This is a genomic window from Pseudomonas sp. NPDC089743, from assembly GCF_044748785.1.
Lineage (GTDB): Bacteria > Pseudomonadota > Gammaproteobacteria > Pseudomonadales > Pseudomonadaceae > Aquipseudomonas > Aquipseudomonas putida_X.
In genome coordinates this window covers 246,585-258,277 of sequence record NZ_JBIVGS010000003.1, presented here as the reverse complement: position 1 = coordinate 258,277, position 11,693 = coordinate 246,585, and the positions used below count along the sequence as shown (strand labels likewise).

General features: G+C 63.3%; 8 protein-coding genes. 2 read left to right on the top strand and 6 right to left on the bottom strand.

Annotation, left to right across the window (positions count from 1 at the left end; translation table 11 throughout):
* Window positions 1-155 precede the first annotated feature (155 nt).
* The gene (locus ACIPZC_RS08010; RefSeq protein ID WP_400626082.1) at window positions 156-905 is read right to left on the bottom strand and encodes a tetratricopeptide repeat protein; all 750 of its coding nucleotides are present in this window, start codon (window positions 903-905) and stop codon (window positions 156-158) included.
* 3 nt (window positions 906-908) lie between these two features.
* Window positions 909-1,589: a Fe2+-dependent dioxygenase gene (locus ACIPZC_RS08005; RefSeq protein ID WP_241804196.1), complete on the bottom strand. Its 681-nt coding sequence runs from the start codon at window positions 1,587-1,589 to the stop codon at window positions 909-911.
* 221 nt (window positions 1,590-1,810) lie between these two features.
* Here ACIPZC_RS08005 and ACIPZC_RS08000 point away from each other — a divergent pair, with 221 nt between their 5' ends.
* A complete protein-coding gene (locus tag ACIPZC_RS08000) occupies window positions 1,811-4,093 on the top strand; it encodes a TonB-dependent receptor (RefSeq protein WP_400626079.1) in 2,283 nt (760 codons plus the stop codon).
* A gap of 102 nt (window positions 4,094-4,195) precedes the next feature.
* Complete coding sequence (locus ACIPZC_RS07995; RefSeq protein ID WP_400626077.1) at window positions 4,196-6,751, top strand: PepSY domain-containing protein; 2,556 nt, start codon at window positions 4,196-4,198, stop codon at window positions 6,749-6,751.
* Window positions 6,752-6,921: 170 nt separating this feature from the next.
* Here ACIPZC_RS07995 and ACIPZC_RS07990 read toward each other — a convergent pair whose 3' ends face one another.
* The 4 genes from ACIPZC_RS07990 to bamB form a co-directional block, all read right to left on the bottom strand.
* Entirely contained in the window at window positions 6,922-7,713 is a 792-nt protein-coding gene (locus ACIPZC_RS07990) for an amidohydrolase (RefSeq protein WP_267818572.1), read from the bottom strand.
* On the bottom strand, window positions 7,701-8,849 hold the full coding sequence (locus tag ACIPZC_RS07985) for a pyridoxal phosphate-dependent aminotransferase (protein WP_400626075.1): 1,149 nt from the start codon (window positions 8,847-8,849) through the stop codon (window positions 7,701-7,703). Before ACIPZC_RS07985 ends, ACIPZC_RS07990 begins: the two co-directional genes overlap by 13 nt.
* Before the next feature lie 119 nt (window positions 8,850-8,968).
* A complete protein-coding gene (der, locus tag ACIPZC_RS07980; RefSeq protein ID WP_241804191.1) occupies window positions 8,969-10,432 on the bottom strand; it encodes a ribosome biogenesis GTPase Der in 1,464 nt (487 codons plus the stop codon).
* Between the two features lie 117 nt (window positions 10,433-10,549).
* A complete protein-coding gene (bamB, locus tag ACIPZC_RS07975; RefSeq protein WP_241804190.1) occupies window positions 10,550-11,692 on the bottom strand; it encodes an outer membrane protein assembly factor BamB in 1,143 nt (380 codons plus the stop codon).
* Window position 11,693 lies beyond the last annotated feature (1 nt).

The following is an 11,693-nucleotide window of genomic DNA, read 5'->3' as shown; positions in this document are numbered from 1 at the left end:
TGGTGCCTGGCTTGGCCCCATCGCCGGCAAGCCGGCTCCCACCCCGGCCGCGCAGCTCCTCAGGCCTGCGCTTTACCTGTGGAAGCAATTTCCAAAGACCAGCGCAAATCCATGTGGGAGCCGGCTTGCCGGCGATGGGGCCAGTGCCGACACCATCACACCTGGCGCTGTTCTATCTCAGCGGCATACCGCGCCGCAAAGGCCATCAACCCTGGCCCAGCCCCCTGCAAGGTCACCAACGCACTGCGCAAAAAATTCAGGTTGCCCTCAACCCGCGCCCGCTCCAGCCATGGCCCCACTTCGGCCATCTGGCCACGCTCGGCCAGCACCATCGCCAAACTGAACATCCCACGAAAATCCCCCGCCTCGGCCGAGCGCCGATACCAGCGCACCGCCCGCACCGGGCTTGGCGCCGTAGCGATACCCTGCTCCAGGTAACGCCCATACAGGTTCATCGACTTGGCATGCCCCAGCTGCGCAGCCTTCTCGTAGCACATCAATGCCTGCGCCTGATTGGCCGGCACCCCACGCCCGGTAGCCAGCAGGTTGCCCAGGTTATACAACCCCCAGTCCAGCCCGGCATCGGCCGCGCGGGCATAGTGAACCGCAGCCTGCGCCACATTCACCTCGCCACCCCAACCATGCTCCAGGCACCGCCCGAGCATATTGTGCGCCATGGCGCTGCCACCCTGGGCGGCAATACCGAACCAGCGCCGGGCCACTCCGGCATCCGCTTCGATGCCGCGGCCGTCGAGCAGGATCTGCCCGAGCAGCAACTGGGCCTCGATCACGCCCTGCCCTGCCGCCGCGAGAATGGCTTGGGCGGCTTTGCCCGGGCTATCTTCAAGCATGGCCTTCAGGCCGGCGACATCCACCACTTCTTCACGGCGCAACGGATAGGACACGGCTCAGACCTCTGCCCAGCGGCGCAGCAGGTTATGGTAGGTGCCAGTCAATTGCAGCAACGAGGGGTGCTCCGGCACATCGGCAGTGAGTTGCTGGATGGCATTGTCCATCTCGAACAGCAACGCACGCTGGCTGTCCTCCCGCACCAGGCTCTGGGTCCAGAAGAAGGCCGCATAACGCACGCCGCGCGTCACCGGGTTGACCTTGTGCAGGCTCGTGCCCGGGTACAGCACCAGGTCACCGGCCGCCAGCTTGACCTGTTGCTCGCCATAGGTGTGTTGAATCACCAACTCGCCACCGTCATAGCTGTCCGGATCGCTGAGAAAAAGCGTAGAGGAAAGGTCAGTGCGCACCCGCTCCGGGCTGCCTTTGGGCTGGCGCAGGGCATTGTCGATGTGGAAGCCGAAGTTGCCACCCTCACGGTAGCAGTTGATCAGTGGCGGGAAGACTTTATGCGGCAGGGCCGCCGACATGAACCGCGGCGTTTTCCACAGGCGGTCGATCAGCGCGCTACCGATTTCCTTCGCCAGCGCGTGGCCTTCTGGCAGCTGCAAGTTGTGCTTGGCCTTGGCCGACTGATAGCCGGCCGTGACCTTGCCATCGGCCCAATCAGCCTGCTCCAGTGCCGCGCGAATGCGGGCAAGCTCGTCGGCGTCGAACAGGCCGGGAATATGAAGCAGCATGGCGGCAGCACCGTAGCGAATTGTAAAGAAGCCAATGATATTGATTCCCTTTTACGCCACACAAGCCCTTTCTGCAGCCGAGACGTTTCAGCTTCCTTTGACCGTAAAGAAAATTTGTAAAGATTGTAAATTCGCAGTGAATGGTAACGACTCTCAATTGTGACCTACAATCACTTGCATTATGATCCGCGGCCTTCACACCTTGGGGAAGGTCCATAACAATGCGTCAATACGTGCCATCTGCAGTGAGTTCGCCACGCCTGATCGTGTCCGCCATCGGCGTCGCCCTGAGCGCTTCGTCCGCCTACGCCGCCGATCCCGCTACCAGCAGCGCCATTACCCTCGATGCTACCAGCGTCAACGGCAAGGCCGAACAGGCCAGCACCGATTACAAGGTCGAGAAGGCCTCCTCGCAGAAGTACACCGCACCGTTGGTGGACACCCCGCGCTCGGTTACCGTCATCCCCCAGCAAGTCATCAAGGACACCAACGCCCTGAGCCTGCAGGATGCCCTGCGCACCGTACCGGGCATCACCTTTGGTGCAGGCGAAGGCGGCAACCCGCAAGGCGACCGCCCGTTCATTCGTGGTTTCGACGCCCAGGGTGACACCTACCTGGACGGTGTCCGCGACACCGGCGCGCAAACCCGTGAAATCTTCGCCATCGAATCGGTGGAAGTGGCCAAAGGCCCAAACTCGGCCATCGGTGGCCGCGGCGCGGCAGGCGGCACCATCAACCTGGTGAGCAAGCGTGCACACCTGGGCAACTCCCTGGACGGTGCCTGGACCTGGGGCAGCGACCAGACCCAACGCTACACCTTCGACGGCAACTACCAGTTCAGCGACACCGCTGCCGGCCGGCTCAACCTGATGACCCACGAGAGCAACGTCGCCGGCCGTGACAAGGTCAACTATGACCGCTGGGGTATCGCCCCCTCCCTGGCCTTCGGCCTGGGCACGCCAACCCGCGTCAACCTCGACTACTACCACCTGGAAAGCGACGACCTGCCGGATTCGGGCATCCCGTACAGCATCCCGACCGGAGGCAGCGGCGCACGTACCTCGGCGCACCCGAGCAAGCCGATCGACGGTGGCGACAGCGACAACTTCTATGGCCTGACCGGTCGCGACTTCCGCAAGACCCGTGTGGACATCGCCACTATCGCCGTGGAACACGACCTGAGCGAATCGTTGACCATCAAGAACACCCTGCGTCATGGCAACAGCATGCAGGACTACATCCTGACCCAGCCAGACGACAGCATTGGCAACGTCAACAACAACGGCGTATGGCGGCGTGCCAACACCCGTGTGGGCAACACGGCCACCACCACCAACCAGACCGACCTGTTCGGTGAGTTCTTCGTGGGCGGTTTCAAGAACAGCTTCTCCACAGGGGTCGAGTTCAGCAAGGAGGACTCGGACCGCCAGAGCTACGCGGTGTCGCCAAACAGCAAGCTCACCTGCACCGGCCCGAGCAATGGTGGCAGCTGTACATCGCTGAGCGACCCGAACCCCGACGATGTCTGGGATGGCACTATCTCGCGCAACTACGCCGGCACCAAAACCAGCAGCAAGACCCGTGCAATCTACGCCTTCGACACGCTGGAACTGACGCCTGAGTGGTTGTTGAACATGGGCCTGCGTTACGACCACTTTGACACGAAGTTCCGCACGTACGATGCCTCGGGCGCGACAGTGGTGAACAAGAACGGCGTTCAGACCAAAGGCCGCGACACCAGCGAGTTCTTCACCGGCCAGCTGGGCCTGGTCTGGAAACCGGCTGAGAACGGCAGCATCTACGTTTCCTATGCCACTTCCGCCACCCCGCCCGGGGCGATGCTCGGCGAGGGAACCGAAGGCAACCCGCTGTCGGGCACCACCGACCGTGGTGGCAACATCCTGGCCAGCGACATGGAGCCGGAAGAAACCACCAACTACGAAATCGGCACCAAGTGGGATCTGCTCGACGAGCGCCTGTCCCTGGCCGCCGCGTTGTTCCGCACCGAAAAGGAAAACGCCCGTGTGCAGGTGGACACCACCACCTACGAAAACGTCGGCGAAACCCGTGTGCAAGGCATCGAACTGTCGGCCAGCGGCAAGCTTACCGACAAGTGGCAAGTGTTCGCCGGCTACACCTACCTGCAGGCCCGCCAGGTCGACGGCGGCCCGCTGGGCAAGGCCAACGACGGCAACCAGTTGCCCAACACGCCGAACAACAGCGCCAGCCTGTGGACCACATACTCGATCACCCCGAAACTGACGGTCGGCGGCGGCGCGTTCTATGTGGATGACGTCTACGGCAACGTGGCCAACACCACCATGGTCGACAGCTATGTACGTTACGACGCCATGGCTGCCTACAAGCTGACCAAGAACATCGACCTGCAACTGAACGTGCAGAACCTCACCAATGAGGTGTACTACGACAAGGCGTTTTCCACCCACTTCGCCAACCAGGCGGCGGGCCGGACCGCATTGCTGACCACCAGCGTCCACTTCTGAAGCAACAGCCCGGAGCCCCGTTCATTCCTGTGAGCGGGGCTTTTGCGTATCAAGGCATAATGCACGCCGCGCCAGGCGCGGCAGCAATACAAGGTGATCGATGTGGTGAAGAAGACACTGTTCCAATTGCACTGGTTCTTTGGCATCACCGCCGGCCTGGTGCTGGCCTTGATGGGCATTACCGGGGCGCTCTATTCGTTCCAGGAAGAACTCCTGCGTGCTTTCAACGCCGATGTCTTGAACGTCGAGGTCCGCGCCGAGGGTGTGCTGCCTCCGGCTGAGCTGGTGCGCCGGGTCGAGGCCGCTCAAGGCGACAAAGTGTCGATGCTGTGGGTAGATGTACGCGAAGGCAACGCCGCACGGGTGTTCTTCACACCACCACCGGGCGAGCGCCGCGGTGAGCTGCGCTATGCCGACCCCTATACCGGTGAGCTCAAGGGCCAGGCCGCAGGGCAAGACTTCTTCAAACTGATGCTCACCCTGCACCGGTTCCTCGCCATGGGTGACACGGGCCGGCAAATCACGGGCGCCTGCACCCTGATGCTGGTGTTTTTCTGCCTCTCCGGCCTGTACCTGCGCTGGCCGCGCAAAGCCCTGAACTGGCGCACCTGGCTGACCTTGGACTGGGCCAAAAAAGGCCGCGCCTTCAATTGGGACCTGCACGCCGTTGCAGGCACCTGGTGCCTGCTGTTCTACCTTCTGTTCGCGCTGACCGGGCTGTTCTGGTCCTACGAATGGTACCGCGAAGGCCTGAACAGGCTGCTGGCCGACGCCCCTGCCGCAGGGCAGCAGCACAAGCGCGGCGAAGGTCGTGGCCGCCATGGGCCGCAGAAGGTGGACAAGAACGCGCCGCCGCTGGTGGTCGACTACGACGCCATCTGGGCCAGCCTGAAAAACGCTGCCGGCCCACGCCTTGCCATGTACAACCTGCGTCTGCCGCCTGCTGGGGGCCAGCCCGCCAGCCTGTTCTACCTGCTCGACAGCGCTGCGCACCCACGCGCCTTCGATACCCTGACCCTGGACCCGGCCACCGGCCAGGTGAAAAGCCACGAGCGCTACAGCGAAAAGTCCTTCAAGGCCCAGCTGTTGCAAAGTGTCTATGCCTTGCACGTGGGTGAATACTTCGGCCTGCCGGGGCGGATCATCGTCACCCTCGCCAGCCTGACCATGCCGCTGTTCTTCGTCACCGGTTGGCTGCTGTACCTCGATCGCCGCCGCAAAAAACGCCAGGTCCGCGCCGCCCGTGGCAGCGTCGACAGCACTGCCAGCAGCGGCGACAGCTGGTTGATCGGCTTTGCCAGCCAGAGCGGTTTCGCCGAGCAATTGGCCTGGCAGAGCGCCGGCCAGCTGCAGGCGGCAGGCTTGCCGGTGCAAGTACGTGCGCTTGCCGATCTGGGCGAAGAGGACCTGCGCCAGACGCGCCGCGCGCTGTTCGTCGTCAGTACGTTCGGTGACGGCGAGGCGCCTGACAGCGCCCGAGCCTTCGAGCGCAAGGTGCTGGGCCAGCCTTGGGCACTGAACGGCCTCAGCTATGCCGTGCTGGCGCTCGGTGATCGCCAGTACCCGCACTTCTGCGGCTTTGCCCGGCGCCTGCAGGCATGGCTCGGCGAGCGCGGTGCCAGCACGGCGTTCAGCCCGGTGGAGGTGGACAACGCCGACCAGGCGGCCCTGCAGCAATGGCAACAGGAGCTGGCGCAGCTGACTGGCGCCCAGCCCGTCGCTGCCTGGCAACCGCCAAGTTTCGGCAACTGGACCTTGGTCAGCCGCGAACGGCTCAACCCTGGCAGCCAAGGGCAAGCGGTCTACCTGATCGGCCTGCGCTGCGAAGCGCCCGCCAGCTGGGAGGCCGGTGACCTGGTTGAAATTCTGCCGCTCAATGGCCAGCCACGCGTGGATGCATTCCTCAGCGGCCTGGCCGTCGACGCCAACGCTACAGTGCAGCTTCACGGCCTGAACGAAACCCTCGCACAGGCCCTGGCAAGCCGCCAGCTACCCACCCAGCGGGAGCACCTGATCGGCTTGCAGCCACAAGCCCTGATCGATGCGCTGGTACCGATCGGCAGCCGCGAATATTCCATCGCCTCGATCGCCAGCGATGGTGTGCTGGAACTGATCGTACGCCAGGAGCGTCACCCCGATGGCACCCTTGGCCTGGGCTCTGGCTGGCTGACCGAATACCTGCCAGTCGCAGGCACCCTTGGCCTGCGCCTGCGCCGCAACAGTGGTTTCCATTTGCCCGAAAGCGCCGCGCCGATGATCCTGATCGGCAACGGCACTGGCATTGCGGGCCTGCGCAGCCTGCTGCGGGCGCGGGTCAATGCCGGCGAGCAGCGCAACTGGCTGTTGTTCGGCGAGCGTAACCGCGCGCATGACCTGCTGTGTGGCGATGAGCTGCAAGGCTGGCTGGCTAACGGCGACCTGGCGCGGCTGGACCTGGCGTTCTCGCGTGATCAGGCCGAGAAGGTGTATGTGCAGGATGTATTGCTGCAGCAGGCCGAAGCGTTCAAGCGCTGGGTTGCCGATGGGGCTTATGTGTATGTCTGCGGCAGCCTGCAAGGGATGGCGGCCGGTGTCGATGCGGCGCTCAAAGGCATGCTCGGCGAAGCGGTTGTCGAGCAGTTGATCGAAGATGGGCGTTATCGGCGGGATGTTTACTGATCGGGGGGTGATGCAGCCAGCACCGGCCCCATCGCCGGCAAGCCGGCTCCCACTCTAATGTGGACTGCCCCAAGAAGTTGGACAGCAATCCAATGTCTTGGGGCAGTCCGCTATCTTGAGCCTGCGCCGCACCGGTGGGAGCCGGCTTGCCGGCGATTGGCCGTGCAGACTCAGTGCAGCTCGAAGGTATCGGCATCCAGGTTGGCCGGGAAGCGGGTGCGGTAGTTGGCGAGCTCCGCTGCCCGCAGCACCACCGTGAACACGCCATCAGCCTCACCTGCGCTGAGCAGGCTTTCACCCTGAAAATCCAGCACCTGGCTGTCGCCTGAATACGCGAAACCCTTGCCATCGGTGCCCACCCGGTTCACCGCGGCCACGAAGCACAGGTTTTCGATACCCCGCGCCGGCAGCAGCCGGTTCCAGTGCTGGCGGCGCGCTGCCGGCCAGTTCGCGGTGTACAACAGCAGGTCGGTATCCTGAGCATCGCGGCTCCACACCGGGAACCGCAGGTCGTAGCAGATCAGCGGGCGTACCCGCCAACCCTTGATCTCGAACTGCACCTGACGCTCACCCGGGGTGTAATGCTTGTGTTCACCGGCCATGCGGAACAGGTGGCGTTTGTCGTAGAACAGGATCTCGCCGTCCGGCCGCGCCCACAGCAAGCGGTTGCGGTGGCTGCCATCGGCGGCCTGGATGATCACGCTGCCGGTAACCACGGCGTTGATGCGCTTGGCCTGCGCCTTGAGCCATTTGTACGTCGGGCCGTTCTCAGGCTCGGCCAGGCTTTCCGATTCCATGGAAAAACCCGTGGTGAACATCTCGGGGAGGATCACCAGGTCGGCATCTCCAGCCTGGTCGAGCAAAACCTCGAAATGAGCGTAATTGGCCTCGCGGTCGTGCCAGGCCAGGGCCGTTTGCACCAAGGCGATTTTCAGGTTGGGCAGTGCACTCAGATCGCGCATAGTTTTTCCGCTGCCTGACGCAGCGTCTCCTCACGTTTGGCAAAGCACAGGCGTATCAGGCGTTGCTCGGGGATGGGTCGCTGGTAGAACACCGACACTGGAATGGTCGCAACGCCGTGTTCACGGGTGAGCCAAAGGGCCATGTCGACGTCGTTCAGGTCTGGCCGGATCTGCGAATAGTCCACCAGCTGGAAATAAGTGCCCGCCGTGCGGGTAAAGTTGAAACGCGAACCCTCCAGCAAACCGCAGAACACGTCACGCTTGCCCTGGTAGAAGGCCGGCAACTCGTCGATATGCTCGGGGTGCTCGGCCATGAAGTCGGCCAGGGCGCACTGCAGCGGCGTCACGCCACAGAAGTTGACGTACTGGTGCACCTTGCGCAGCTCTGCACTCAACGCCGCAGGCGCGATCACGTAGCCGGTCTTCCAGCCAGTGACGTGGTACGTCTTGCCGAACGAGCTGACCACAAAGGCACGTTGATACAGCTGTTCGTGGGCCAGCACGCTGGCGTGGCGGACGCCGTCGTAAACCAGGTGCTCGTAGACTTCGTCGCTGATCAGGTAGATATCGCGGTCGGCAACGAGCGTTGCCAACTGCTCAAGGTCTTCGCGGGTGATCAGCGCGCCACTGGGGTTGTGCGGCGAATTGAGGATGACCATGCGGGTGCGCGGGCTCAGGGCATCGCTGAACTTCTGCCAGTCGATACGGAAGTCGCCGTCGCTCAGTTGCACATGCACGCAGCGACCACCGGCCAGCGCCACCGAAGGCTCATAGCTGTCGTAACACGGGTCGAAGACAATCACCTCGTCACCCGCATGCACCACTGCCTGGATGGCACAGAAAATCGCCTCGGTGGCACCGGGGGTGATGGTCACTTCCTGGTCGGCATCCACCTGCGCACCGTACAGCCGCGCCACCTTGGCAGCCACCTGCTGGCGCAAGGCCGGCAGGCCGGTCATTGGCGAATACTGGTTGTGCCCGGCAGCCACGTGCCGGCCCACTGCATCGAGCAGGGCCTGCGGGCCATTGAAGTCAGGGAAGCCCTGGGACAGGTTGAGCGCGCCCGTCTGCACAGCGAGCTGGGACATGGTGGTGAAGATGGTCGTGCCGACGTTCGGCAGTTTGCTGCGGATCATGGAGCCCTCTTTCCTGCGGGACGGAGAGCTATAAGCTACAAGCTCCAAGCCACAAGAAAAAGCGACATGTATCAGCGTCCGCTCATTCTTGTGGCTTGCGACTTGAAGTCTGCCGCTTGTCAGCGCTTGTCGCGGCGCTTCTTCTCGGCTTTCTTGTGGTGCGACATCAAGCGGCGCTTCTTGTTGACCTGGCGGTCGGTGAGGGTGTTCTTCTTGCCCTCATACGGGTTCTCACCGCCCTTGTACTCGATGCGGATCGGCGTACCGACCAGTTTCAGCACGCGGCGGTAGGTGTTTTCCAGGTAACGCGAGTACGACTTGGGGATCTTCTCGGTCTGGTTGCCGTGGATCACGATCAGCGGCGGGTTGGCACCCCCGAGGTGGGCATAGCGCAGCTTGATGCGGCGGCCATTGACCAGCGGAGGCTGGTGCTCACTGACGGCGTCTTCGAGGATCTGCGTCAGACGGCTGGTTGGCCAGCGGGTGACCGCCGATTTGAACGCGGCCTGCACCGACTTGTACAGGTGACCCACGCCGGTGCCGTGCAGCGCCGAGATGAAGTGGATGTCGGCAAAGTCGACGAAGAACAGCCGGCGCTCCAGCTCGGTCTTGACGTAGTCACGCTCACCCGGCTCCATGCCGTCCCACTTGTTCAGGGCGATGACGATGGCGCGGCCCGCTTCCAGGGCGAAGCCCAGCAGGTTGAGGTCGTGGTCGACCACCCCCTCGCGGGCATCCATGACGAAGATCACCACGTTGGCGTCCTTGATCGCCTGCAGCGTCTTCACCACCGAGAACTTTTCGACTTCCTCGTGGATCTTGCCGCGCTTGCGCACACCCGCGGTGTCGATGAAGGTGTACTTCTCGTTATCGCGCTCGAACGGGATGTAGATACTGTCACGGGTGGTACCCGGCTGGTCGTAGACCACCACGCGCTCTTCGCCGAGCATGCGGTTGACCAGGGTCGACTTGCCCACGTTGGGGCGGCCGATGATGGCGATCTTGATGCCATCCTTTTCGCTCGGGCCGGGGATGCGTACCGCTTCCTCGCCTTCGGCAACCTCCTGGTCGAGGGCTTCTTCCTCAGCATCGCGAGGAATGTGGCCCAGCACCGACTCCATCAGCTGATTGATGCCACGGCCCTGGGAGCCCGCCACCGGAATGGCATTGCCCATACCCAGCGGCGAAAACTCGGCGCGGGCGACGTCGGCGTCGATGTTGTCGATCTTGTTGGCCACCAGGATGGCCGACTTGTTCCGCTTGCGCAGGTGCTCGGCAATCATCTGGTCGGCGGCAGTCATACCGGCGCGGGCGTCGACCAGGAACAGCACGTAGTCGGCTTCTTCGATAGCCATCAACGACTGCTCGGCCATCTTCTCGTCCATGCCCACTTCGTCACCGGTGATACCACCGGTGTCGATCAGGATGAAGGAGCGACCCTGCCAGCTGGCATCACCATACTGGCGGTCACGGGTCAGACCCGACAGGTCACCCACGATGGCATCGCGGGTTTTGGTCAGGCGGTTGAACATGGTGGATTTGCCGACGTTCGGCCGTCCCACCAGGGCGATTACGGGAACCATGCGGCTCTCCACTCTTGAATTCTTGAAAATGCAAAGGCCGCTGCAAGGCAGCGGCCGGAGTTCGGGCGGCGTGTCCTACGCCGCAACTCAAGACCTGTCGTGGTCTTGAGCATAGCTTCAGCGGATGGTCAGTGCCTCGAGCTTGCCGCTGTTGCCAAAGACATAGATGGTGTCGCCGACCACCAGGGGCCGGGCGCGCAGGCCATCGCTGTCGATACGCTCACGGCCGACGAAACGGCCGTCGACCTGGCTGAGCAGGTGCAGGTAACCTTCGAAGTCACCTACAGCCACGTAACTGGAGAACACTTCCGGCGCCGACAATTGACGGCGGGCCATCGAGTCGTTGGTCCACAGGGCGCTGGAAGAGCGCTCGTCGACACCTTCGACACTGCCTGAGGCCTCGCTGACATAGACGTTGCCGAAACCTTGGGCGACACCCACGTAGCTCGACGCATCACGCTGCCACAGCACACGGCCGCTCTCCAGGTCCAGGCCCGCTACGCGGCCCTGGTAGGTGCTGACGTACAGCGTGCCACCGGACAGCAGCAGGCCGCCGTCGATGTCGACCACACGGTCCAGCTCGGAACGGCCCTGCGGGATGGCCACACGGCTCTCCCAAACTGGCACGCCGTTGTTGATGTCGACCGCCACCACTTTACCGGTGGAAAGGCCGGCGACGGCCAGACGGTTAGTGACGATCGGCGCACCGGTGCCCCGCAGGGTCAGGACAGCCGGAGTGCTCTCGTAGATCCAGCGGCGGTCGCCGGTAGCGGCATCGAGCCCGATCAGGCGGTCGTCCTGGGTCTGCACCACCACAACGTCACCGTTGTTGGCAGGCGGCGCCAGCACTTCACTGGTGACGCGGGAGCGCCAGCGCTCTTCACCGGTGCTGGAGTCCAGGGCAATCACCTCACCCTTGAGCGTGCCGAGCATGACCAGGCCATAGCCAACGCCGACGGCGCCGGAAACCGGCAGCTCCAGGTCCTTCTTCCACACGACGTCGCCCGTGATGCGGTCGAGGGCGAAGACTTCGCCATTGACGTCGCTGGCGTAGATGCGGTCGTTCTCGATGGCGGGTACCAGGGTATTGTAAGTCTCGCCCTGGCCGTCACCGATCGAACGGCTCCACTGTTTTTTCAGTACCACTTCTTCGGTGAACTTGGTCAGTTCGGCCGGAGGCAGTTCCTTCTTGCTGTTGCTGCTGCAACCTGCGGCCAGTACGGCCAGGGTCAGCACTGCTGCTTGTTTCCAACCGATCACG

Coding starts and splice junctions, on each gene's coding strand:
- ACIPZC_RS08005 (WP_241804196.1), bottom strand. CDS start 1,589: ATGCTGCTTCATATTCCCGGCCTGTTCGACGCCGACGAGCTTGCCCGC.
- ACIPZC_RS08000 (WP_400626079.1), top strand. CDS start 1,811: ATGCGTCAATACGTGCCATCTGCAGTGAGTTCGCCACGCCTGATCGTG.
- ACIPZC_RS07990 (WP_267818572.1), bottom strand. CDS start 7,713: ATGCGCGATCTGAGTGCACTGCCCAACCTGAAAATCGCCTTGGTGCAA.
- ACIPZC_RS07985 (WP_400626075.1), bottom strand. CDS start 8,849: ATGATCCGCAGCAAACTGCCGAACGTCGGCACGACCATCTTCACCACC.
- der (WP_241804191.1), bottom strand. CDS start 10,432: ATGGTTCCCGTAATCGCCCTGGTGGGACGGCCGAACGTCGGCAAATCC.